The organism is Flavobacterium soli DSM 19725 (assembly GCF_000422705.1).
In the GTDB taxonomy this organism is placed as follows: domain Bacteria; phylum Bacteroidota; class Bacteroidia; order Flavobacteriales; family Flavobacteriaceae; genus Flavobacterium; species Flavobacterium soli.
Map to the genome: position 1 here is coordinate 20100 of NZ_AUGO01000006.1, position 25759 is coordinate 45858.

Below are 25759 nucleotides of genomic sequence, written 5' to 3' on the forward strand. Positions count from 1 at the left end.
ATGAAAAATATGATCCGACGATGGAGCGGCACCCTTGGCGGGCTGTTCCTCTTGCTTTCCGTATCCTGTACGGAGTTTATCGAAGTGCCGCTGCCCGATGGGCAATTGACGGCCGAAGGAATTTTCGAGGAACCGGCCACGGCACATGCCGCAATGGCTTCGGTCTATGCGCAGTTGCGCGATGGCGGACTCCTGACGGGGAACCCGCAGGGGCTCTCCTGCCTGTTGGGGACCTATACCGACGAACTGGACTACTACGGCAGCACCCAGGGCGCTCCATGGGCCTTCTACAGCAATGCATTGCTGCCCACCAGCAGTGAGGTCGCCGTGTTGTGGAACAGCAGTTACCAGCAAATCTATGCGGCCAACGCCGTGCTGGAAGGGGTCGAAGCTTCGGCATCCTTGCCCGTAGCCGACCGCCGGCAGCTGACAGGTGAGGCCCTGTTTGTTCGGGCCTTCCTGCATGCCTATCTGGCACAGCTGTATAATGGTGTGCCCTATGTCACGACCACGGATTATAGGGAAAATGCGGTGGCACGGAGGCTGGGTGCAACGGAGGTATTGGAGGAGGCCAAGGCCGACCTGCTACTGGCAGCGGAACTGCTGCCCGAGGCGTACGTCACGTCGGATCGTGTGCGTCCGAACCGCTATGCCGCACGTGCCGTGCTGGCACGCATCTGCCTTTACCTCGGACAATGGGACGGGGCGGGCAACCATGCATCGGCCGTTCTGAACCGTACGGAACTGTACCCGTTTCAGGAAGACCTCGACGGGGAGTTCCTGGCGGACAGCCCTTCCACCATCTGGCAGTTCAGCCCCGCATCGGGAGAGGCCAACACCCGGGAAGGCGCAACGTTTATATTCGGCAGTGGCCCGCCCCCGCTGGTGGCCCTGAAGCCTGAGCTGGTGGCCGCCTTTGGGGACGGCGACCTGCGGAAGGAGAAGTGGATCAGGGCCGTAACGGACGGTACCGACACCTGGTACCATGCCTTTAAATACAGGCAGCACCAGAATGGTGGTGCACGGGAGCACTCCGTACTGCTCAGGCAGGCGGAAATGTACCTGATCCGGGCAGAGGCAAGGGCCCGTGGAGGCGACCTGATCGGGGCAAGGGAAGACCTGGACAGGATACGGAACCGGGCAGGGCTGGGGCCGACAACGGCGCTGACGGCGGAGGAAATGGTAGCCGCGATCTTTGCGGAACGCCAACTGGAACTGTTTACGGAACTGGGACACCGCTATTTTGACCTCCGCCGATCGGGTACGATCGACACGGTACTGCAGCAGTTGAAGCCGGGATGGGAGTCCGAGGATGCCCTGTTTCCGATACCGGAAACGGAACTCGGCCTGAACCCCAACCTGGTACCCCAAAATCCGGGCTACTGATGGGGAGGCTATTTTCATTTGGGAAGGTGTTCCTGCTTTGGCTGCTCATGGCCTGCCCCCTGATGGGGCAGGTCGACACCTTGGAGGCGGTAACGGAGGAAGACCACGGCTTGTGGTCCACCCTCGTGCTGGAAGCCGTATCGGACGATGGCCAATGGACGAGCTATTCGGTGCGCTACCCTTCCAAGGAGGATACGCTTTTTGTACAGTCCACCGCTACAGGGAAACGCTATGCGATGGCAGGTGGCCGTTCGGGCAGCTTTGCGGGGGGTGCCTATTTTGGATACCTTGATCCGTCGGGCTTTGGATTGCTTCGTATGGAAACGGGGAAGGTGTGGAAGGAAGAAGGGGTAAGCCGCTTTGCCTTTGCAGGAACGGACGCCTTGGCACTCTATGCGCGCCACGGTAACGGAATGGGCGAGTTGCTGTTGCGCGATCTGCAGGGCAGGACGGTACGGAACCTGAGTAGCGTGGAGGAGTATGCCGTAAGTGCTGATGGTAAGTCCGTGGCCTATGTGCTGGCCGAGGACGGTGCTGCTGCGGTATATGCAATTGCATTCAGTGGAGCGGCGCTGCCGCGGCGGCTCGCCGTGGCAGCCGGTGCTGCATTTCACACGCTGGTATGGCAGGAAAACGGCCAGGCTATAGCGTTCGCTTCCCGCAAGTTGGACGCTCCGGTGGCCAGTGCGGATGCCCTTTGGTACTATGACTTCGGGCAGAAGCGGCTGCTTTCGTATGAACTTAAAGGTGCTGCCTCCTGGCCGCAGGAATTGGTGGCCGCTCCCGTGGATGGGGCCAATATGGTGATGTCCCCCGATGGGCAGCGGGTCTATGTGTCCGCAAGGGTAAGGCAACAGCCGGAGGTGTTCGGCCCTGCCACGGTGCAGGTCTGGAACACGGCAGACTACCGCCTGCCAACCTACCGTGAAAAGTACGGCGAGCCGGGTAGGGGATATCTGGCAGAGTGGACACCCCGTACCAATGGAATGGTGGTAGTGGGTGACACCATACAGGCAGTCGGTCACCTGAACCGTGAAAGGCGTTTCGTACTGCTCTTCGACAGCTCGCCCTACAGGACCGAGCGGAAGAATGTGCCCGACCGGGACTGCTATCGGCAGGACGTCGCAACGGGCAGGAGGACGTTGGTGGCCGGAGGGCTCACCATGGACAGCCATCACTTGGCAGTACAGGCCAATGGCGAAAGGATCTGCTATTTCAGGGAGGGGCACTGGTATGCGTATGATACCCGCACCGGGGTAACCCGCTGCATCAGCAAGGGGGCTGGCGTATCGTTTGCGGCGGAAGAACACGACAAGCCCGAGGCACCAAGGGCGTATGGCAGTGCGGGATGGACGCCTGATGGCAGGACGTTCCTGCTGTACGACAGGTTTGACCTGTGGGCATACCGGCACGGCGATGGCAAGCTCCAACGGCTGACCCATGGAAGGGAAGCCGGGCTTCGGTTTCGGAGGGCTAAAGTGGGAGGCCAGCGGCACGGTACTTCATGGATGCTGGAGCACGGTGATAGCGTGGATCTGGAAGGGGGAATAGTACTCGACGCCACTGCGGCAGACCATAGCCAATCCGGCTTGTATGTGCTGAGGCAGGGAAAGCGGGAGCGCCAGCTGCTCCTGCACCCGAAGCGGATGGTCAGGGTGTTGAAAGCCGGAAGGAAGCCGCTGTATGTCTACCAGGAAGAGGATTTTGCACAGCCGCCCCGCCTGCATGTCTTGGAGGGGGATGCGGCAAAGGGACGGTTGCTGTACGGCAGCAGTCCGCACCACGATCGGTACCAATGGGGCCGCTCGGAACTGGTGGCCTATAAAAATTCGAAAGGGCAGCCCTTGAAGGGCGTACTGTTCTATCCCGCAGGCTATGACAGGACGAAAAGCTATCCGATGGTGGTGAGCGTCTACGAGCGGCAGAACGGCACCTTGCACACCTTTGTACCGCCATCAATTTACGACCATACGGGATTCAACCGGACGCTCTACACACTAGAGGGCTATTTTGTGTTCCTTCCCGATATAGTCTATGAAGTGGGGAATCCGGGCTTTTCAGCTGTTGATTGTGTGGTGGCGGGTACGGACGCCGCCGTGGCCGCCGCCAATATTGATCCCGATCGGATCGGCCTGTACGGCACCTCGTTTGGCGGGTACCAGGTCAATTTTATCATCACCCAGTCCGACAGGTTCAGGGCGGCAGTGGCAGGGGCCGCTGTCAATGACTTGGCGAGTGCCTACCTGTCCATGGGCTGGAATTACGGCATTACCGATAGCTGGCGGTTTGAGAGCCAGCAGATGCGGATGGGAAAGCCGCTGTTTCAGGACTTTGAGGGCTACGCTGACAATTCGCCGATCCGTCACGCGGCGGCGGTACGGACCCCCTTGCTGTCGTTTGCAGGCGGCAAGGATTACCAGGTAAACCCGTTCCAGTCGATGGAATTCTTTGTGGCCTTGCGGAGGTTGCAGAAGCCCCATGTGATGCTGCTCTATCCCGAGGAGGAGCACGTGATCCATGGCAGGGAGAACCGCAAGGACCTGACAACGAAGATGCTGCAATGGTTTGGCCATTACCTGAAAGGGACCGCCCCTGCTTCATGGATGCGGCACGATACGACGCCCTGACAGTTAAAAATGACAATGCAGTCCAAAAAGGTTGGACTGCATTGCGTTTACCATGGGGCAGTTCTTTTACTGCTCGATATGGTAGAGGGGTACGGTACAGGTAGTCGCACCCAATGAAGGTTTCCCCCATAGGGTGATGTCACCCGACTTGCACACATCGCCAAATTCCGTCTGGCACATGAACCCCTGGTCCACACAGGTGCCGGAAATTTGCTGGTAGGCCTGGCGGTTATCCAGCACCTTGTTCCCTGCCATGGACATGGTGGTGAAGGCACCACCGATTCCCAGTACTGCGACTGCCAAAGGCATCATCAGTTTTTTGAAACGTGTTTTCATAATAGAAGTATGTATTGGTTATGATCTACTTTTTTCTACAGGTGTTCGATCTTCTTCCTGACACATTGCGCATGTATATCCTCAGTGTTCACTTTTATTTTTGGTGTTCGCTTTTCCTTTTTCCCATCAGGTGCTCCATGAGACGGTAGGCTACGATTTTGTCATCGATCAGGGCATACACGGTACCATCCGATACGATAAGGCTCCTGAGCCGCTTTCCGTTGATGTGGTAGAGGTAGAAGCTGGCTTCATACCGCTGCCTTCCCATATCATATACATCGATGATGCTGGCGATGCTCCATAGTTCCTTAGGTTCAAGGCGGCCCATCAGTGCCGAATTGACATAGAGGTAGGGGCCGTCAACGGCACTCCGCCTGTTGACCACCAGCGGGGGCCTTTCATGGGTAGTGATGCCGTGCCGATCGACATGTGTCAGGGCAAGCTGGGCTTGGCTGATGGTATCGATAGTATTGCCGCGGAACCTTAGCTGCAAGCTGCTGTCGGCCACCGTGTATTGGTTGCGGTAGCGGTAGACATAGGCCATGCTGTTGAGGCTTGCCGAATAGTGGAGATCGCCGTCGGTATCGAATATCCCATCGATTTGCTTTTCAAGCAGCAGCCTGTTGTACCGGACACCTGTAGTATCGGTGGTAGCGAAGGCACCCAAAACGTGTTCGCCCTGGGGAGGTTCGAGATACCTTAGGAAAAGGGTGCCGTCTGGGCCGGGTTGCAGCTGTGAGAAATACCGGCCCAAACGGAGCAGGAGCTTCCCTTTCCAATCATCCGTACTTCCTTTATAGATATAGGGTGCCGTACCTTCATACACATAGAAATCGGTACCGCTTACTTTGATTTGGGGCCGCCGGAAAGGCAGGTCGGTCCTGTCAAGCGTAATGCGGAATTGCCCCACTCTTGTAAGCGTTGTGTCGAGTACCGTCATGGTGAGCGGTGCCGTTACATTGCCCAGATAGATTTTGCTCCCCTGTGCCCCTGCGAAATAGTAGGAGTTGACGCCGAGTTCGGCCTGATGGATCTCTTCCGCCCCATGTCCGGGAAACCGCCTGATAAACGTATTGCGGTGGTGCACGATGTCTTCCGACCAATTGAAAAGTAGGAGGACGGTGGCACCGCCTGCCGTTAGTGCTGCCAGTACCGTCAGCAGGCGCATCTTGAAGCGCCACTGCGGCTTGGTCGTTTCCGAGGGCATGATAAGCAATGCCGCTGCCCCCTGGAGCACGAAGGCCAGGTTGAAGGTCAGGTGCTGGTGCCAGGTCATCTTTTCGAGGACCCCGCCACACGAGCACGGTACGAAGGGGCTATGGTGGAGGATGATATGGATATAGGCAGAGAACATCGCCATAAGGGTCAGGCTTCCCAATAGGGCTGCGAACCTCCATCTTGTGGAAAGTAATATACCGGCCAGTAGCAGTTCTAGGAGGGGTACCCCTAAGGCAAGTTCGGCTGCAAAGGCACTCAGCAGGGGCGACTGCCCCAGCTGCACCCTGAAGTTTTCATGATCGATCAGTTTGCTGGTTGCCGCATAGGTAAACAGTAGGACGTACAGCAGGACAACCACATCTATAAAATAAGGTCTGATTTGGGATAATCGGTTCATAACGTGATAGTTTGATACCGTAAAGTTGCAAAGTTATGCGGCAAATCACTGTGCGATTCCTGAAAAGCTGTACGCCAAAACGGCTAATGCCTATGGATGCTGATAGGGGGAAGGGAGTAATGGAGGACATCTGCTGCATCCCCACTGCGGCACAGGGCAGGGAACCGTAGGTGGACAGCGGGTGGCTTCCTTTGCAGGACGGGCAGGATCACGCTCCCGGAGAGGGTCGCGGCGGTCGCAAAAAAAAGGGAGAATGGGAAAAACCGGGAAACGGTATTGCTTTTTTGTGTAATATTGCAGGAGGTAGGCAGAGGACTTCTGGTGCATAGGAAGCCTTTTGCACGAGGGAAGCCATGCCGTACAGGAAATGAGATACGATTTTTACAATGAAGATTAGGACGGAAAGAAGTGAGGACTGCGGTGAGATATTTGACGTTGTCGGGAGTGCTTACGGGGAAGGAGGGCATGCCAGTCACAAGCAACAGTTGTTGGTTGAGGGATTGAGGGATTCGGAGTCGTTTGTTCGGGAATTATCCTTGGTGGCTGAAATGGACGGGGAGATTGTGGGCTATATTGTACTGGCAAGGATCAGGATCATAACCAAGGAATTGCAAAAAGGAGCGCTGGCATTGGCTACGATAGCCGTAGTGAAGAGATACAGGGGAAAGGGGATTGGGGCGAAGCTGATCCAGAAAGCGCATAGGAGGGCCAAGGCACTGGGCTTTGATGCCGTTATCGCAGTGGGTGGCGGGGAATATTTTCAGAAATTTGGATACCAGGGCATAAAAAAATACGGAATAGAAGTACCTTTTGACGGACCTGATGAAAGGGGGATGGTGAAAGAGCTGACGGAAAACGCCTTGGAAGGCATCAAGGGAACGGTAGAATACCCAAGGGAGTTTTACAGAAAGGGCACCGCCACTGGGAAGGTCAAACAATAATGGGGTACACAAGATAGGGATCGCCCAATTTTTTATAGGGGTATAATAAAGGAAACAGGGACGCAATGCGTCACGAAGGGAATCTCCCGCTGTGGATGCCCGATTTCGAGGGTAATCGGAAGCGGCATCAGGGTGCATACTCGCCCCAGCTTGGAACAGGCTGGGGCTTTTTTGGATCCTGCTGTACTGGTATTTCTTTGTGCGGGTCGTGACGTCCGCCATCGGGAGCGGGCCGATTTTGGGATAATACGTCGCTACGACAATTGGCGTGAACAAGGAACGCGGCTAGCGTTGACGTCCGATGATTTCAGGAATAGCTGCTGCTACGCCGTCAGTCCAGTACGGCCCAGACTTCCTCCAACGGTATTCCCGTATAGGAGCAGAATTCCGCAACCGTCACGAACTGCTGTGGCTCCTTGCCATAATGGCCACGGATCTTCATAAGGTACCGGCAGGCAAATTTGTAGCTCTTGCCGGTAATCAGCTGCACGTCCTTCGGATACAGGCAGAGTCTCTTGTTGCATTTCATACTTCATGGTGTAGGGCGGTAGATGCCCTGCACCGCAAATTTCAGGCATCCCGCTGTTCCCATTTCAGAAGCCCATCAGAAGGGGAACCTTTTTTAGGAGATGTCAAACCCAACACCCCAAACCCAACACCCCAAACCCATCACCCAAAACCCAACACCCAAAACTAGGGACAGATGCGTACAAATGGGTACAAATGCACCCTGTACGGACACAAGTCATTGTTTTTCAGTATTTTAAGTCGGAGGTTTGCACTGTAAATCGATCAGCGGTGCACCAGTTTGGGATTTACGGCAGGTAGGCGTACAGGGTGTACGTCACCCAAAACTTAAATTTGAAAGACAATGGCTAAACAGAAAGGCATTATCAAATTGAAGGGTACTATCGGGGATATTACCTTCTACAAGTCAAAGGACGGCTTCATTGCCCGTGAGAAGACTACTATAGACGCAAAGAGGATCGCAACGGATCCCGCTTTCCAGCGCACAAGGGAAAATGGTGCCGAGTTTGGGAGGGCCGGCAAGGCCAGCAAGGTACTGCGCAATGCATTCAGGCCCGTTTTCAAGAACAGTGCCGACAGCAGGATGACATCGCGGCTGACACAGGCGATGATGAAGGTCGTGCAGGCAGACCTGGTCAGCGTAAGGGGAAAGCGGAACGTGATTGATGGCGAGGCGGCACTCTTGCAGGGCTTCGAATTCAATGGCGGGGCAAAGCTGGAAACGACACTGTTTGCGCCCTATTTGCCAACGATCGACAGGACTGCGGGTGAGATCAGCCTGAGGGTGCCGTCCTTTGTTCCGGCAGATATGCTGGCAGCTCCCGCGGGGACGACGCATTTCAGGATCTATTCGGCAGGTGCCGAGATCGATTTCGAGCAGGAGGCATTCAGGATGGAGTCATCCGAAAGCACCATCATGTCGTGGGATACCACCCAGACGATGGAGGTCGTGCAGGTCAACCAGGTAACGGCCGACAGCACATGGCCGCTGTTCCTGGTGGTGGTGGTCGAATTCTACCAGATGGTGAATGCACAGCTCTATCCGCTGAAGAATGGGTCCTATAACCCACTTTCATTGGTAAAGGTCGATGGTGGTGCCTAGTCAGGCCTGCCCAGATAACGATAGTGGGGAAATGGTCCTGTTCTTGACACGGCAGTATTTCCACGGGGGAACAAATGGGAAGCTCCGCTGTGCGGGCAGGGTCATCTGCTCGACAATCGAGTTGCCGTGGCGGCAGAATCGCAGTGGGATTTCCTGCATTCCCGAAGGGAAATATGGCATAGCGAGGCGTTACAGTAGGAGGTTCGGCTGGCACTTGGAAGTCGTGGGGGTACCGGACAGGAGCCTGATCCTGATCCACCCGGCAAATAATGCACAGCTGGAACTGCGGGGCTGTATCGCTCCGGTGACGGTTATTTCCGGTGCAGGATTGGGCCTGCAATCCCGGAAGGCATGTGCGGCCCTGGCCGCCCTTGTCTTTGCTGCACTGGAAAGGGAAGAGGAAGTAATGATAGTTGTGGAATCCTTAAACTGAGAAATTATGGAGATAATCAAGAGGGCAAAGGCCCCGACACCCGGATTTTTTAAGAGGCTGCGTACGCTCGGGCTCGCACTGGCGGCAGCGGGAGGCGCGATAGTGACGGCTCCCGTCACTTTACCTGCCGCATTGGTGGCCGTCGCGGGCTACGTTATCGTTGTCGGTGGCATCATCTCGGCAGTCAGCCAGATTACCGTCGATGACAGTAAATCGCAGGGAAATGTTTGAGTCCGACACCACCCTTAGGATCGGCACGGCTTCGGGAACGCTCCTGAGCATCATGCCCAATATCTTCTCAGAAGATATCGCCAGGACCGTCGTGCTGGCCGCCGTGGGAGCCATGGCAAGCTTTATGGTGACACTTTTCCTGAAATGGATTTTCAGGTCAAGGGACAGGTAGGGAACTGCTGCCTGTTGGCGGAATGCAATCGGAATGGCCTGCCCCTGAGGGGCAGGCCTTTTCGATTTGGAAACGGCCATGCCGCTGTCCGTTAGGTACCTACTTTTGGATGACGGGACCAGATTAAGAATAGTGCTCGATTTTAATAAGAGGCCTGCAGCTGTGGAATGCTATGGGGTGGTTGCTAGGGAATTGGATACCATCAGGCAGGAATTATAAGCAAGATTGCTTCAGGAAATAAAAAAAGGACAACTCGATGTGAATTGTCCTTTTTTTTATTTGAATATAAAATTAATTGATCTTTACCAGATGGGCTTCAATCTTATCCCTGCTTGCCTCATATTGTGCAGGTAATTTCAAGTTCTTGCCTAGCTCTTCCAATGGCTCGTCAACAGTAAATCCGGGGTTTTCAGTTGCCAATTCAAAAAGTACTCCTCCTGGTTCCCTGAAATAGAGGGAGTGGAAGTATTGCCTGTCGATTTGGGGTGTTATTGACAGACCGTATTGCTCAATCTTGTCACGGAAATACATCAGTGAGGCATCGTCTTTTACTCGGAAAGCCACATGATGCACTGATCCGTTGGCTACATGGCCTCTATGTTCCTGTGGTAATTCAACCAAATCAACAATAGCGGCATTATCAACAGTATCGGTAGCATAACGGTATCGGTTTACGTCCTGCTCTATCAATTTATAACCAAATAGTTCAGTCAGGATAGCTGCTGTAGGCTTGATATTGTTCAATGTCAAAGTAATGTTGTGGAATCCTTTTGTGGCAACATCTGCCTTTACTTCATCGGTTTCCCACACTTTTCTGTTGTCGTCTGTTTTGGACTCGATCAATTCTAATTTCAAACCATCCGGATCTAAAAAGGTAAGGTATTTTTCTCCAAACTTCTCGGCTGGCTTGTTGTAGATAACGTTGTATTTTTCAAAACGTTCCTGCCAAAAACCGAGACTTCCTTTAGGGACAGAATAGCCAATTTCGGTTGCCATTCCAGATCCTTTTCTGCCTTGCTGTATGCCTTCTCCCCAAGGGAAAAAAGTCAAGATAGTTCCCGCACTCCCTACTTCGTCTCCAAAATAAAAATGATAGGTTCCTGGATCGTCAAAGTTTACTGTTTTCTTGATAAAACGTAATCCCAATACTTTGGAATAGAAATCGAAGTTGCGTTTGGCGTCACCAGCAATCGCTGTAATATGGTGCAAGCCTAATATTTTATTTTCCATGATATTTTTAATTTTTTATGTTGTTATTAATTTCTTATACAAATTTACGTCAGTGTTAAATCGTGTACATTGAACTGGGACAAGAAAGAATGACATTGAAGTTTGCCACCCATTGGACGATTTTGCAGGATGAGATTTCCTTGTCTGATATGGATTTTCGGCTGCTGGCATGTTTTTTACTTTTATATCAGTCAGCTTATTGCTAGCCATCTGCTACATCTTCTTGGCAGCTTTTTTGTTGCATGATGAATCAGTTCCCTATAATTTTATAAAGATCGATTTTCGAACTTTTGACTCCAGGTTTTTAGTCCTGTGTCCTTTTCCAGTTGTGTCTTCCACCAATAATATCGAGCCTGTCTTGAAGCTTCTTTTTTCTTCCAAGGAAGTTTCAATTTCTATTCCACCTTCAAGCAAGACAATATATTGACGGTCGGGAGCATTGTGAAAATCATAATCATACGAAGGAGCAACTTCCCTGAAAACGATGGATTTTGCAGGTTCGTCATCCGACAAGAAACCGATGTCGCCTTTGTCTTTCAAGGGCACTTCAAAATTTTCAAAGTGACTATCGCCATTTGCATCGCTGTAAATCCGGGTGATCTGAATCATTATTTTGGATTAAAAACAAGTTGGTTGGCAAGATCAATTTCGTCCTGACTGATGGTGTGGCCCATATTGTCATAGATTTTCTTAGTAATCGAAGCTCCCATTTTGTTTAGGATAGTTTCGGTTTCGTTTACTCTTTCTACAGGAACATGCATATCGGGATCACTTGTTCCGATAAATATTGGTGTATTTTCAAAAGCACCGGTATAATTTTCTTCTGATAGATGATCACCAATAAGTCCGCCCGTAAACGCTACCACACCGCCATATCTCGATGCATTTCTGCTAACAAATTCAAGCGTAAGACAAGCTCCTTGCGAAAAACCCAAAAAGTAGATGTTCTCTTTTTCAATTCCGCTTTCTTGAATTGCTGCCACCACTTCTGCAATCCTATCCAACGATCTTGAAAGCGAAGGTTCGTTTTGCGGAATAGGAGCCAGGAAAGAATAGGGATACCAAGTGTGGTGGTCTGCCTGAGGTGCAATCAAAGCAAAGTCTTTTACTTCAAGATGTCTCGAAAGCGAAAGGATATCGTGTGCACTTGCTCCTCGGCCGTGGATCATGATCAATGCTTTTTTAGCTTCCTTTAAAGGAATTCCAGCGGTTATATTTTCTAAATTCATTGTAGTGGTTTTTAAATTATTTTTTCCAGATATCGGCATATTCATCCGGATGCTTTTTAAATTGGGCATGTACATAAGGGCAAAGAGGCAAAACCATCATTTTGTTTTCACGAACATAAGCCGTCATTTCTTCCAAGAGTTTTTTTGCAAAACCTTTTCCTTCGGCTTCGGGTTCTACTCCTGTATGATAAACGGTAAGCAAATTATCCTTGATGCTGACAGTCATTTCGCCGAGCTTTTTTCCTTCGACATAAAGATTAAAAGCCCCGTGTTTCTTTTGGTCTAATTCTAATTGTATAGTTTCCATAGTTGTAAATTTGTTTAGTTATGTTGTATTGATAGGACAAAGTTAGTTTCGTTTTCAAACGTATGCATTGAACTGGGACAAGAACTGATGAGGTATAAAAAAAGGACAATAAAAACGCTATTGAATTGTCCATTAAATCATTGATGCTTTTGCAGGAAGGAAATTTTACCAGAAAGAATGCTTTTATAAGTCAAGCATAGTTGTAAAAATACTTTAGAAGCTGAGCTCAAATTTAATAAACAAAAAATAATAGAAAAGAAAAAACTTTTAGAAGATACGTGAGAAAAGATGTTCTCATTAGATGAAAAATGGATTAATAATAAAATTTCTAAAGATACTTACGAAAGATGTGTTCGATAGCAATTTATACTATCAAGATAGTATCTATCGAAAACCTACCATGATGAATGTTTTTCTTATAATCATTTGAAAATGAAAGAAAAAGGATATCGGTTAAATAAAAAAAGGATGATTTTTCAATCATCCTTCCTAGCCTGTGGAGTCGGGGAGAGTCGAACTCCCGTCCAAACAAGCAACTAAAAAACTTTCTACACGCTTATTTCCTGATTAGATTTTCGTCATTTGGCTTGGCCAGAAACAGCCACCAAACACTTATCTTCTTAGTTGTCAAAACAGTCACGAAGCTTAACTGTTTCTAGGTTTATTTTTACGGTTCCCCTTTTAAGAACGCCACAAACCAAGGCTTTCAAGGAGAATCTAGCTTTCCTACCTTGTAGGAACTAGGCAAATCGTACTATAATTCGGATTAAGCAGCTAAAGCGTAATTATTTTCGCCGTGTAAAAGTGTTGAGACCTTTTATTTACGAGAATTGTCCCAGTTCTCGACGTGCTTACTTTTCAATTCGACTTGCTGTCAAAACCAGTCGACCCCCAATTAATTTTAGATTTTTAAATTCAGATTAACAAACACTGAAAACTCAAAAACCAAGCCACAAATTTAGCTCTTTTATTTTGAAATTAACCTCCAAGATCACTTTTTTCTATCTTCAGTGGATAATCTCCAAATAGTGTTGCCAGATAAAAAGATTTGTAGGTCATGGTCGTATATTTATTTGCCAAACCTATTATCACTACATTTTCTTTCTTTAATTTGACATACGAAGACGTATTGCCATGCCACCATCCATTATGATAGAATAACTTTTCATCATCATTCCATTCCAACATTCGGATTCCTAAACCATAATTCCGGGTACCTTTTCTCTCATAGCTGTATCCTTTGTAGATTTCTTCGGATAATTCTGGAGTCAGATAATCTGTTGAGGAAGTGGCCAAATCAAACTTTAGTAAATCTCTGGGGGTGGAATAAATATTTTTATCACCATACACCTGATCAAGATGGTTAAGTTCATATCTTTTATAGTTGCCTTTATAGGATTGACTTACCTTCTCAATATCATTTTCAAAATCAATTACAAAAGTATGATCCATTTCGAGAGGTTCAAAAATAATTTTCTTCATCGCTTCGGAGTAATTCATTCCTGTAATTTTTTCGATAATCAACGCCAGCATTGCATAATTGGTGTTACAATAGGCAAATTTCTTATCTGTTTTGAAATCCAAACCAGCGTCATATTTGATAAATAAATCCAAGATATCTTGATTCTTTAATAAATTGCTGTGGTTCCATTTTGTTCGATCATCAAAATAATAAGCATAGTTGGTGAGTCCGCTTCTATGGTTCAAAAGTGTTCTTACCGTAATTTCTTCGTATGGGAATTGGTGCAAAATGGTATTGACTTTTTGATCAAGAGTCAGTTTTCCAGCATAAACCAGCTCCAAAACTGCTGCAGCAGTGAGTACTTTGCTAACCGAAGCAAGATGAATGGGAGTATCGTGGTTTATAGCTTCTTTCTTTTCATAATTGGCAAATCCAGCATATTTTTCATAGATAATTTTGCCGTTCTTGGCGACTAAAAAACTGCCACTGACTTTATTTCGTTCCCAATATTTTTTATAGAAGTTTTCAATCGTAGTTTTTTTCTCGGTAATAAAAGAGGTACTAGGATTTTTTAATTTTTGGGTATTTGGCTTAATGTGAGGAAAAGTGTCGATTTTTTGAACATTTTCAATTTCAGCAAGATCATTTCGATTTTTTTTGCATGAAGAAAAGAGGCCGACAAATGCAATGAAGGCTATATATAGTTTGTATTTTGAATTCATTTTGGGGATAGTTGTAATTACAAATATATAGAAACAAATAAATCTTGATGACTTCTTTTAATGAAAGCTTAACACCCGCTAAGCAATATTTTTTTAACTTATTCTGTTTCAGTTACTATATGTTTTGTTTTTTTTAAAATTTTTTCACCATTTTTTTTTGACTTAGAAAAATTAAGTGTTACATTTGGAACAATTATTTAACTAGTAGTTAAAATCTATTTTAAATCATCTGTTTTTGTGCAAAATTGATTGTTGTAAAATATTGATTTATAGCTACTAAAACCCCTACAAACCATGAAATTCGGAATAATAAAAGAAAGAAAAAGTCCTCCAGACAGAAGGGTGGTTTTTTCACCAGAAGAATTGGTGCGTCTAAAAAAGGAACATCCTGAGGCAGAAATCAAAGTTGAAAGTTCAGATATTAGAATTTTTTCAGATGAACAATATGCTAATTTAGGAATTGATGTCGTAAATGATGTTACGGATTGTGATGTGTTATTTGGTGTAAAAGAAGTTCCAATTGATGCATTGATACCTAATAAAAAATATTTTTTCTTTTCTCATACCATTAAGAAACAAATTCACAATAGGGCTTTGCTGAAAGCGATTTTGGCTAAGAAAATTGATTTGTATGATCATGAAACAATTGTGGATGAAAATTTCAAACGACTGATAGGTTTTGGAAGATATGCAGGAATCGTAGGAGCTTATAATGGAATTAGAGCCTTCGGAATCAAATTTGAATTATTCAATCTACCTAAAGCCGAAACGCTTTCAGGAAAAGAAGCAATGGTAGAAAGGCTCAAGAGGCTGGTTTTACCTCCTATAAAAATTGTTCTGACAGGAAATGGAAAGGTTGGAAATGGTGCAAAGGAAATATTGAAAGCCATTAAAATGAAAGAGGTAACTGTCGAAAATTTTCTGACCAAGATTTATTCTGAACCTGTTTTTGTTCAAATAGATGTTTTGGATTATAATAAAAGAATAGACGGAAAACCTTCTGATAAAAATGATTTTTATACCAATCCTAAAGAATATACTTCAGATTTTGAGCGTTTTACAAAAGTAGCCGATATTTTCATGGCAGGTCATTATTATGGCAATGATGCTCCAGTGATCCTTTCCCGCGATATGCTTTGTGCAAATGATTGCAAGATTAGGGTCGTGGCCGATATTTCTTGTGATGTTGATGGTCCGATAGCTTGTACTATAAAGGCATCAACAATTGCAAATCCAATATTTGGTTATTTGCCAAGTGAGGACAAGGAAGTAGATGTTTTTCATCCGGCTGCCATTGTGGTAATGTCGATCGACAATTTGCCTTGCGAATTACCAAAAGATGCAAGCGAAGGGTTTGGCGAAATGTTTATGGAACATGTAATTCCTGCTTTTTTTAATGGTGATAAGGACGGAATTCTCGCAAGAGCTAAAATTACAGAAAACGGCAAACTTACCGAAAGATTCAAATACCTACAGGATTATGCAGGTGATTATAAATTAGAAAGTGTCTCGAATTAATCGGGACATTTTTGTTTATAAAGGTTTCTTGAATAAAAGAAAAATGTCTTTATATTTGAGGACCAAACAAGGTTATATTGAGAACATTCGCTTTTAAAATATTTGTCTTTCTCTTCACTTTTCAACTCCATGCTCAGGAATTAATTCCTTTTGTGGAGAACTTTACTAAATCGGAATATAATGGAGATAATCAAAATTGGAACATTGCACAAGGTGAAGACAATGCAATGTATTTTGCCAACAATCATTATTTTTTGAGGTATAATGGAGTGAAGTGGGAAAAATATACCTTGCCCAATAAAACCATTATCAGATCCATATTTATAGAAAAGGATCGAGTTTATTGTGGTTCCTATAAAGAGTTTGGTTATTGGAAAAGGATTAACGGAAAGATGCAGTATTTTTCCATTTCGACAGATAAGAATTTATTTTCTGGGAACTCAGATAACGAGGAAATTTGGAAAATCTTCAAATATCAAGGAAAAATTTATTTTCAGTCCTTCAATGAGATTTTTATATACGACGGAAAAAACATTGAAAAAATAAAATTTCCTTTTCAAATTTCATATTGTTATTTAGTTGATAATCAAATTTATGTAGCATCGGTTAGAAAAGGTATTTTTTTGATGCAAGGAAAAGAATTCATCAAAAAGAAAAATTGGTCCATAATCGATGGACATATCGTTCATCATATCGAAAAATACAATGGTAAAGTATATATTTTCACTAAAAACAACGGTGTTTTTGTAGAAGAAAACGATCAACTAGTTGCTTGGAAAAACCCCTTGAATGAAAAACTTAAAAATGAGGTTATTGTAACCGCAAAATTTATACATCCAAATACCCTAGCTATTGGAACCGGTCTCAAGGGACTTTATCTTTTAGATCAGAAAACGAATGCGCTACAAAACATAAATCGCAATAATGCCATAAAAAACAACGCTATTCTTTCGATAGCCGTTGATAAGGAAAACGATTTATGGCTTGGTCTTGATAACGGAATCGCTCATGTAGAGATCAATTCTTCGGTAAATATATTCTCTGATAATTCAGGAATTTTAGGCTCAGTATATTCCCTTTCAACTACAGATGATGGTTATCTTTTTGTGACCAATCATGGTATTTTTGTTTATAAAGACAATGAATTACAGGCTGTTCCAAATTCACAAGGACAGGTTTGGGATATTTATAAGCTTAATAAAGAATTTATAATTGGTCATAATGATGGAACATTTATTTATAAGGACAATCAATTACAAAAGGTTAATCCAGTAAATGGGGGTTGGAAATTTCTGAAAAGTGAATATGATAATGTATATTTTCAAGCTAATTATTCGGGAATTGTTTGCTATCAAAATGATGATTTTACAAAATGGAAAGTATTCGAAAGCCTTACAAAACCCATCAGAAATATTGCCCAAAACCGACCAAGAGAACTTTGGGCAGCTGATAATTACAGAAGCTTATATCGACTAACGTATGATAAGAACTTTGTTACACAAAAGGTGGAGAATATAACCGATTCAAACGGACTTAAGAGTGATTTTGAAGTGAAAATTTTCAACTATAAGAACGAGATCCTTTTCCTTATCAATAAAAACTGGTATACCTATAATCCTATTTCAGGAAAACTAGAAAAAAATTCTGTTTTTAATAATTCTTTTAAGAATATTTCAGATATTATTCCTATAGATGATAATAATTTTATTGTTTTGGATGGTGGGTTGCTGTATGTAATCTCGCAAAAAGATTCAAAATTTACTTGGCAACTCATACCCGAAAAATATTATGAAGGGCGGTTGATAATCGAAAACATAAAGGTCTATAAGAAAGGAAATCTAATACTTATAAATTTGGATGATGGTTTTTTTTCCTATGATTTGAGTGCCAAAAAGAAAGTTAGCAATAAGATAGAAGTAGAAGGATTCTACAATGAAGAGTTAATAACGATTGACACAAGAGTGAATTACAATCATCCTGTAGAATTGAATGTGATAACGGAATATTATGGTTTTAATACGCTCGATTTATTCTACAGTCTAAATGATTCCAAAGAGCTGGTAAGAATAATGAATGGGAATATAGTATTGAATAATTTAAATAGTGGTACTCAAACTATTGATATTTATTATTTTAATGGTAAGACCTACGATAAAAAAGTTCAGTATTCCTTTAAGGTCAAAAATCCTTGGTATTTTTCAGGCTTGATGATCATAGTTTATGTCTTCGTGATTTTTGGTAGTTTCTACCTTTACTACAAGTGGAACAAATTGCGATACAATCAAAAGCTCAAATTACAGGAAGAAGAGTTGCGTCATCAGAAAAAAATCCTTGAAATAGAACTAAAAGCCGAAAATGAACTTAATGTTCAAGAATATCAAAAGCATATTCTAGAGCTTGAAATTCAGACAAAATCTAGTGAGGTGGCTGGAAAATCGTTATCTATTGCAAAGCAAAGCGAAATGATTGACGATATTGAAAAAATATTGGAACAGGAAACCGATTTAAATAAACTTAAAAGCGAAATCAAAAAGGCGATTAAAATAAATGCTATCAACAAGCATGAGTGGGAGATATTTGAAACCAACTTAAATCAGATTCATAATGAGTTTATATTAAATTTGACACATAAATATCCTAACTTGACTCCTAAGGATATCAAACTGTGTGTCTATCTCAAAATGAATTTATCTTCAAAGGAAATTGCCCCATTAATGAACATTACTTTTAGAGGCGTTGAACTTCATCGTTATAGGTTAAGAAAGAAACTTGGCCTTTCTCAAGACGAAAACCTCAATAAATTCATGCTCGATATTTAATTTAAGTAACAAATTACATCACTATTACGTTTTCGAACTACATCAATACTACATCACTACTACATCAAAATTATAGATGTTAAGCCCAAACCACCTTTTATTAAAGGTATTTTGGGCTTTTTCTTATTGTGATGTATTCACGAGGTGTTAACGAAATGTTACGATAACGTTGTAATTTTATAATTTGGCTCAACTAACTAAACGAAAAATAGTAACAGATGAAAAGAATAATTTTTAGCTTCTTATTACTTTTAATCTCGTGTATCACAACAGCACAGGAAATTAAAGGAAAAGTAACCGACGGTACAGGCTTGCCACTGCCAGGAGTAAACATTACTGTATCAGGTTCCACTACAGGTACTTCAACTGATTTTGACGGAAACTTTACCCTTAACACGACAGAAGGCCAAGACTTAGTATTTTCCATGGTTGGTTTTGAAACAGTTCAAACTACTGCTACAAATGGAATGACAATTCAAATGAAGGAAGAAACTAATTCACTATCAGAAGTAGTTGTAATTGGATATGGAACAAAAAAAGCAGGAAGTATTACAGGTTCTGTTGCTCAAGTCAAAGCAGCTGATATAATGAAAACGCCAGCTCAATCTGCAATTCAAGCCATTCAGGGTAGGGCAGCGGGTGTTAATATCGTAACCAATGATGAACCTGGTGCAAATCCTTCCATAAGGATTAGAGGTTTAGGAACTTTGATTGGTGGTCGAGATCCATTGTATATTATTGATGGGGTTGAAGCTTCGAGTTTAAATGGCTTACCGCCAAATGAAATTGAAACTATGGACATTCTAAAAGATGCTTCTTCACTAGCAATTTATGGACAAAAAGGTTCAAATGGTGTGGTGGTAATTACTACCAAAAAAGGGAAAGGTAAAATGAAGATCACTTTTGATAGTTATTTTGGCCAAAAATTTATTCAAAGGGAAGTAGATATGGCAGATCCATTCCGTTACAACTACTATAATAATTCGGCTTTGGGATCTTCTTCTTATTTTAATGCCAATCAGCCTTATTCAACCAATTGGTTAGATGAAATTACAAGAACTGGAGAAGTTTCAAGCAATCATATTGCCGTTTCAGGAAGTTCTGATAATGCAAATTATTATTTTGGCGTAACCAATTATAAAGAGAAAGGAATTCTGGAAGGAACAAATTTCGATAGGACCAATCTTAGTTCTAGAACCGAATTCAAGTTGCTAAACGACCGATTGAAAATTTCCCAAAATATGAATATTTCAATCGTAAATAATACACCTAAACCTTTAAGTGCTTTCACAAATGCTTATAAGCAAGCTCCAATTGTTCCTGTAAAATTTGAGAATGGAAGATGGGGAGTTCCTTTAAGAAACCCAGAGACAGGACAAGTAGATATTAATGGTAGTGATCGATTTAACAATGTCGGTAATCCTGCAGCACAATTGTATTTTACGAATGAGAAAAATAAAAATTTAGTATTATTTGGTTCTATTGCAGCCGAATTGAAAATTTTGGACGAACTTAAATTCAACTCTAGTTTTGGTGCAACCTATGATCAATCAAAAGGGTACACGTTTACTCCAAGTAGAGAAATTTGGTTGTCTCAAAATGCAACTAGTGGAATAGAAGATTACTCTGCACAAGCACCAGTAAATACGTTGCAACAAAGAAGGGGAGATTCCTACAGATGGAACTGGGATAACTTTTTTACTTTCAATAAAACTTTAGACAAGCATACGTTTTCAGCAACTTTAGGTATGTCCAGAACCACGTCTGGAATTTCAGAGAATTTATCAGCCACTCGCTGGAATGTTCCAGAACAATCTAATTATTGGTCACTAGATTTATCAACTTATAATGAGGAAGTTGCCCCAGGTTCCGTAGTAAGTAATCGACGTGCAACTCCAGTTGTTTCAATTGCCTATTTTACTAGATTGGATTATGATTTTAATGATAAATATCTTTTTACGGCTTCTATAAGACGTGAAGGAATTAGTGCCTTTCAAGACGGAAAAAAATGGGCAATGTTTCCTGCTGTTTCTGCTGGATGGGTAGTTTCTAATGAGGATTTTATGCAAGATGTAAAATTTCTTGAATACCTGAAATTTAGAGGTGGTTATGGAGAAGTTGGCAATGGAAACTCTGTAAACGCCTTGAATATTGTACTATTTGGAGGTGGAAATAATTATGCTTTCGGTCCAGATGAAACAATTAATGCAGGTAACAATCAGGCCTATCAGGTTGACCCAAATTTAACATGGGAAACAATGAGTGAAATCGATTTGGGATTTGATTTTAAAACCTTAAGCGGAAGACTATCAGGCTCTTTTGATATTTACGATCGAAAATCTTCTGACGTTATTTTGCCAGTAAAACTTCCTTCAGTTTTATCTCCAGGATTGGTTACCGTTAATACAGGTGATGTTAGCAATCAAGGTGCTGAGCTTTCTTTGAGATGGGCTGATCAAATCAATGATAATTTAAACTACTGGGTTTCCGGTAACTTTTCATATAATAAGAACGAATTGACAAAAGTAGATAACGCTTATTTTTCAGATTATATAGGAGGAAGTATTGGAAACGGGCAATTCACCAAACAAGTTATTGTAGGTGAAGCTTTGGGAAGTTTTTATGTGTATGATGTAACTGGATTTAACAGTGATGGAGGATTCACTTACAGCCAGGATCGAGTAGTAGCTGGATCTTATTTGCCTACTCACACTTATGGTTTTAGCTTTGGTGGGAATTATAAAAATTTGGACTTCTCGGTAGATACGTATGGTGTTGGTGGTAATAAATTATATAATGGAAAAAAAGCCCAACGGTTTGGTGGAGAGAATGTAGAAGATGCTGTTTTGGACGGTTTCTGGACACCTTCAACACCAAATGGTCCTAATCCAAAACCTTTCAACGAAGTGCCAATTTCTTCTACGTATTATATCGAAGATGGTTCTTTCTTCAGAATCAACAATATTACAGTAGGCTATACCTTTCCTGAGTTTTTTGAAAAAATAGACAAAGTAAGATTTTATGTAACAGCAACAAATCCTTTTGTGTTTACAAAGTTCACAGGATATTCTCCTGAACTGTCAGGAGGAGATAATGCAAATCCATTAGGGAATGCAGGTATTGAATTGGATGCCTATCCAACCAATAAAACATTCTTATTAGGTTTAAATGTTAGTTTCTAAAAAAATAAAGTTATGATCAATTCTATAAAAATAAAAATTACAGCATTATTACTTCTCTCCTTGGCTTTTTGGTCATGTGAAGATGACCTGAATGTAGATGCAAACAGTGAGCAAAATGAATTGGATTTCCTTAACAATCCTGATAATGCAGTCCGATTGGTAAATGGCGTTTATAGCAAACAGCTAGATTACAATATGTATTCATTTTCATGGATCGGAATCACAAGTATTACATCTGATGATGCTGATAAAGGTTCGACACCAACAGATACTGGAAACGACAAAGCCAAAATGGACAATCTGACCTTCGGTGCTACAGATATTTCTTTTAATGATGTTTGGGAAGGAAGGTATGATGGTATCTACAGAGCCAATAATGCCTTGTTTTATTTGGATCAGCTGCAAATTGATGCAACATTAAAAAACAGGTTGATTGGTGAAGTAAAATTTCTAAGAGCTTTGTTCTATTTTGATTTGGTAAGATGTTTTGGCGGTGTACCCATTGTTATCGAAAAAATCGACATCAACAATACAGAGTTAATCAATGAAGTTGTATTTAAAAGAAAAACAAAAGAAGAAACCTATGCTCAAATCGAAGCTGATTTATTGGAGGCAATCGAGAAGCTTCCGTTAAAAGGACAATATGCACCCGATAATTTAGGAAGAGCCACTCAAGGAGCTGCACAAGCACTTTTAGCGAAAGCCTATTTATATCAAGAAAAATGGCAGCAAGCATTTGATATGTCTGGAAATGTAATTACGTCAGGTCAATATTCACTTTTGGCTGATTATGCTGAAGTTTGGAGAGAAACAGGAGAAAACAAATCAGAATCGATCTACGAAGTTCAAGCTACTTTGACAAACGGTTTAAGAGATTACACCAATGTTCAAGGTCCAAGAGGAACACCTGATATGGGGTGGGGTTTCAACACACCTTCTTTGAATCTAGTAAATTCTTATTTGGCTGGTGATGTTCGAAAAGATGGAACCATATTATTTGTTCCCTCAACACTTTGGGACGGATTTGAAGCGCCAACATCATGGACCAATCCAAGATACAATTATAAAGCCTATCAAAGTCAAATCGCCGAATCCTGGAACGATGACAAAGGAAACACGGCCAAAAATTTCAGGATTTTAAAATACAGTGATATTTTATTGATTAGAGCCGAAGCTGCTTTCAATCTTGGAAATACAGGCGAAGCCGAAGCAAGAATCAACGAACTAAGAGTAAGAACAGGTTTGGGACCGATAGAAAACCTAACCATGCAATCACTTTTGAACGAAAGGAGATGGGAAATGGCAATGGAACACGACCGTTGGTTTGATTTGGTGAGAACAGGACAGGCTGCAGCGGCAATGACAGCCGATGGAAAAACTTTTATTGTAGGAACACATGAATTGTTTCCTATTCCGCAAAACCAGATTATTGCTAGCGGAGGCAGATTAATGCAGAATAATGGATACTAACTTTAACTCTAATTTTAAATATTTTTTTATGAAAACAAACAAGTTTTTGTGCTATTCGATAGCACTAGGTTTAGGTGTAACAATGATTACATCTTGTGGTAGTGATGATGGTGGTTCAACTCCACTTCCTCCAATTGGTGGATATAATTCTGCTGATGAAGTAGCAGCTGCAGATTTAGTTGCTTATTGGGCTCTTGATGGCGATGGTATTGAAGAAATTTCTGGAACTTCACCAAATGGAACAGTTGCAACTTCTTTCGCAGCTGGAGCAAAAGGACAAGCTGCAACATTTGCTTCTGGTTATATGAAATATCCTTCAATTCCAGCTTTGGCTGCTATGAGCGGTAATATAACAGTAAGTAGTTGGGTTAAAATAACAAATCAAAAAGCTAATCCTGATGCAGACAGTGCAATTTCTCCAATCTTTACTTTGACAAATCCAAACGAACAAGTAGGTAATTTGGCAATCTTTGGAAACACTCATGGTTTAGTAAGCAGTGACTCAATCCAGATGAAAGCCGAATTCAAAGTAAAGGATGGTGAAGAAACATTTGGAGGAGATTGCTTAAACATGATCAAGCAAGAAGATTGGATGGATGCAACTCACACTTGGAATGCTAATAAAATTGGCGGACAATGGGCTCATGTAGTTTATGTTTATGAAGCAACAGATCAAGGAACTTCTAACAGATTATATGTTAATGGTATTAAAATTTCAAATTCAGCTTGGGAGAAAAGAAGTGATATGTCTAAGCCATTTGTTCAGTTTACACCTACTTATCCAATTATTGGAGCATTAAGAACTGTTGCCGAAGGAACTAACACTGATACTTGGAATGCAGCTTTGAAAGGTAGTGTTGATGAGATTCGTGTTTACAAAAAAGCATTGTCTCAATCTGATATCGGAGCTTTATACGAGCTAGAAAAAGCAGGAAGATAATTTCCTAAACTCCAAAAAATACCTGGCAGGAATAGCCTGTCGGGTATTTTTTTATAGCCTCCACAATTATTAAATCTAAAACCCCACTCAAGTGAAATTCTTTAAACTCCTCATATTACTACCTTTCGTATTTTCATGTGCTTGTTCTGATTCAACAAAAGAGGAAAATCCTCCTATTGAAGAACCAACAGAACCTATCGTGCAATTACCAGCGGAAGAATTACTTACTCTTGCTCAAAAAGACGCTTTCAAATATTTTTGGAACTATGCTGAAACGAATTCAAAATTGGCAAGGGAACGCTACCACGTTGATGATGTTTCGAATGATCAAAATTTAGTAACAACTGGTGGTTCAGGATTTGGGTTAATGACCATCTTGGTTGGAGTAGAAAGAGGTTTTGTGAGCAGAGGTGAAGCCGAAACACGATTAAACACAGCCTTAAATTTCTTGGAAACTGCAGATCGTTTTCACGGAGCTTGGCCACATTGGATGAATGGAACAAACGGCGATGTCGTGCCTTTCGGAACAATGGACAACGGGGGCGATTTAGTAGAAACTTCATTCTTATGTCAGGCATTAATTTGCATCAGAGAATATTATAAAAACGGTTCAGCATCCGAACAGGCATTGGCTCAAAAAGCAGATGAACTTTGGAAAGGTGTAGACTGGAATTGGTACACAAAAGGAGAAAATGCACTTTATTGGCATTGGTCTCCAGAGTATGAATGGCAGATGAATTTCAAACTCGAAGGTTATAATGAATGTTTGATTACCTATGTCATGGCGGCTGCATCGCCAACACATGCTATTAATGCAGCAGCCTATCACGAAGGTTGGGCTAGAAGTGGCAATATTGTTCATGGCGGAAGCCGATATGGAATTCCAGTTATATTCAATTATAACGGTTCAACAGGAAATGTAGGGCCAATGTTTTGGTCACATTATTCCTATCTAGGTCTGGATCCAACAGGATTGACCGATCAATATGCTGATTATTGGAGCTTGGTGCAAAACCATGCCAAAATCATGCACCAACATTCCGTTGTAAATCCAAATCAATGGAACGGTTACAGCGACAAATGCTGGGGATTAACGGCAAGTTATTCTAGAAATGGAGATGGTTCTACAGGTTATACCGATCATAAACCAACAAACGACAGAGGGGTTATTACTCCAACTGCAGCACTTTCATCTTTTCCTTACACGCCAGAAGAATCCATGAAAGCACTTCGCTATTTTTATGAAGATCAAAAAGCAACGCTAATTGGAGTTGCAGGTCCTTATGATGCTTTTTCGCCACATCACAACTGGGTAACCAGAAGATATTTGGCGATAGACCAAGGTACAATTGTGCCAATGATTGAAAATTATAGAACAGGATTTCTTTGGAAACTGTTTATGAATGCACCCGAAGTAAAAACCGGTTTACAAAATCTAGGTTTTCAATCTTCTAAATATAATTTTTAAAAAAACCTTACGACTTTAGTTGTAATCCAAAATTGAAATTT

The 25759-nt window shown here is 42.9% G+C and carries 19 protein-coding genes and 1 other RNA gene; 11 read left to right on the forward strand and 9 right to left on the reverse strand.

The window, feature by feature from the left end:
- On the forward strand, positions 1-1386 hold the full coding sequence (locus G508_RS0107445; protein WP_026704725.1) for a RagB/SusD family nutrient uptake outer membrane protein: 1386 nt from the start codon (positions 1-3) through the stop codon (positions 1384-1386).
- On the forward strand, positions 1386-4013 hold the full coding sequence (locus G508_RS0107450) for a S9 family peptidase (protein ID WP_169628021.1): 2628 nt from the start codon (positions 1386-1388) through the stop codon (positions 4011-4013). The genes G508_RS0107445 and G508_RS0107450 overlap by 1 nt, the downstream gene beginning before the upstream one ends.
- A 66-nt stretch (positions 4014-4079) precedes the next feature.
- Here G508_RS0107450 and G508_RS20015 read toward each other — a convergent pair whose 3' ends face one another.
- Together G508_RS20015 and G508_RS0107460 are read right to left on the reverse strand one after the other, a co-directional pair.
- Positions 4080-4349 (reverse strand): DUF6520 family protein, encoded by a 270-nt coding sequence (locus tag G508_RS20015; protein ID WP_157485904.1) that lies wholly within the window; start codon positions 4347-4349, stop codon positions 4080-4082.
- A gap of 94 nt (positions 4350-4443) precedes the next feature.
- Positions 4444-5964: a MauE/DoxX family redox-associated membrane protein gene (locus G508_RS0107460; protein WP_026704728.1), complete on the reverse strand. Its 1521-nt coding sequence runs from the start codon at positions 5962-5964 to the stop codon at positions 4444-4446.
- 386 nt (positions 5965-6350) lie between these two features.
- Between G508_RS0107460 and G508_RS18720 the strand changes: the two genes are divergently transcribed.
- The 3 genes from G508_RS18720 (at position 6351) to G508_RS20385 (ending at position 8968) form a co-directional block, all read left to right on the forward strand.
- On the forward strand, positions 6351-6905 hold the full coding sequence (locus G508_RS18720) for a GNAT family N-acetyltransferase (protein ID WP_035694388.1): 555 nt from the start codon (positions 6351-6353) through the stop codon (positions 6903-6905).
- A gap of 871 nt (positions 6906-7776) precedes the next feature.
- Positions 7777-8535: a hypothetical protein gene (locus tag G508_RS0107480; protein WP_026704730.1), complete on the forward strand. Its 759-nt coding sequence runs from the start codon at positions 7777-7779 to the stop codon at positions 8533-8535.
- A 31-nt stretch (positions 8536-8566) separates the two neighbouring features.
- Positions 8567-8968, forward strand: a complete 402-nt coding sequence (locus tag G508_RS20385) for a DUF5675 family protein (protein WP_026704731.1) — start codon at positions 8567-8569, stop codon at positions 8966-8968.
- A 120-nt stretch (positions 8969-9088) separates the two neighbouring features.
- Here the strand turns inward: G508_RS20385 and G508_RS20535 are convergent, their stop codons facing one another.
- The 7 genes from G508_RS20535 to G508_RS0107515 form a co-directional block, all read right to left on the reverse strand.
- Positions 9089-9451, reverse strand: a complete 363-nt coding sequence (locus G508_RS20535) for a hypothetical protein (RefSeq protein WP_157485905.1) — start codon at positions 9449-9451, stop codon at positions 9089-9091.
- 211 nt (positions 9452-9662) lie between these two features.
- Positions 9663-10601 carry a ring-cleaving dioxygenase gene (locus tag G508_RS0107495; protein WP_026704733.1) on the reverse strand — a complete coding sequence of 313 codons (939 nt, stop codon included), beginning with the start codon at positions 10599-10601 and terminating at the stop codon, positions 9663-9665.
- A gap of 258 nt (positions 10602-10859) precedes the next feature.
- Positions 10860-11210 (reverse strand): cupin domain-containing protein, encoded by a 351-nt coding sequence (locus G508_RS0107500; protein WP_035694390.1) that lies wholly within the window; start codon positions 11208-11210, stop codon positions 10860-10862.
- Entirely contained in the window at positions 11210-11830 is a 621-nt protein-coding gene (locus G508_RS0107505) for an alpha/beta hydrolase (RefSeq protein ID WP_026704735.1), read from the reverse strand. The genes G508_RS0107500 and G508_RS0107505 overlap by 1 nt, the downstream gene beginning before the upstream one ends.
- A 16-nt stretch (positions 11831-11846) precedes the next feature.
- Positions 11847-12137, reverse strand: coding sequence for a GNAT family N-acetyltransferase (locus tag G508_RS0107510; RefSeq protein WP_026704736.1), 291 nt, complete (start codon positions 12135-12137; stop codon positions 11847-11849).
- Positions 12138-12631: 494 nt separating this feature from the next.
- Positions 12632-13029: a transfer-messenger RNA gene (gene ssrA, locus G508_RS19795) on the reverse strand.
- 86 nt (positions 13030-13115) lie between these two features.
- Positions 13116-14321 (reverse strand): serine hydrolase domain-containing protein, encoded by a 1206-nt coding sequence (locus tag G508_RS0107515; protein WP_026704737.1) that lies wholly within the window; start codon positions 14319-14321, stop codon positions 13116-13118.
- 294 nt (positions 14322-14615) lie between these two features.
- Between G508_RS0107515 and G508_RS0107520 the strand changes: the two genes are divergently transcribed.
- From G508_RS0107520 to G508_RS0107545, 6 genes are all read left to right on the forward strand, one after another.
- On the forward strand, positions 14616-15839 hold the full coding sequence (locus tag G508_RS0107520; protein ID WP_026704738.1) for an NAD(P)-dependent oxidoreductase: 1224 nt from the start codon (positions 14616-14618) through the stop codon (positions 15837-15839).
- Positions 15840-15916: 77 nt separating this feature from the next.
- Positions 15917-18658 (forward strand): helix-turn-helix and ligand-binding sensor domain-containing protein, encoded by a 2742-nt coding sequence (locus G508_RS0107525; RefSeq protein WP_026704739.1) that lies wholly within the window; start codon positions 15917-15919, stop codon positions 18656-18658.
- A gap of 218 nt (positions 18659-18876) precedes the next feature.
- Positions 18877-21840 (forward strand): SusC/RagA family TonB-linked outer membrane protein, encoded by a 2964-nt coding sequence (locus tag G508_RS0107530; protein WP_026704740.1) that lies wholly within the window; start codon positions 18877-18879, stop codon positions 21838-21840.
- A gap of 12 nt (positions 21841-21852) precedes the next feature.
- Positions 21853-23310 carry a RagB/SusD family nutrient uptake outer membrane protein gene (locus G508_RS0107535; RefSeq protein ID WP_026704741.1) on the forward strand — a complete coding sequence of 486 codons (1458 nt, stop codon included), beginning with the start codon at positions 21853-21855 and terminating at the stop codon, positions 23308-23310.
- Positions 23311-23338: 28 nt separating this feature from the next.
- Positions 23339-24250 (forward strand): LamG-like jellyroll fold domain-containing protein, encoded by a 912-nt coding sequence (locus G508_RS0107540; protein WP_026704742.1) that lies wholly within the window; start codon positions 23339-23341, stop codon positions 24248-24250.
- A 91-nt stretch (positions 24251-24341) separates the two neighbouring features.
- Positions 24342-25718: a glucoamylase family protein gene (locus tag G508_RS0107545; RefSeq protein WP_035694392.1), complete on the forward strand. Its 1377-nt coding sequence runs from the start codon at positions 24342-24344 to the stop codon at positions 25716-25718.
- The last annotated feature ends 41 nt before the right edge of the window (positions 25719-25759 follow it).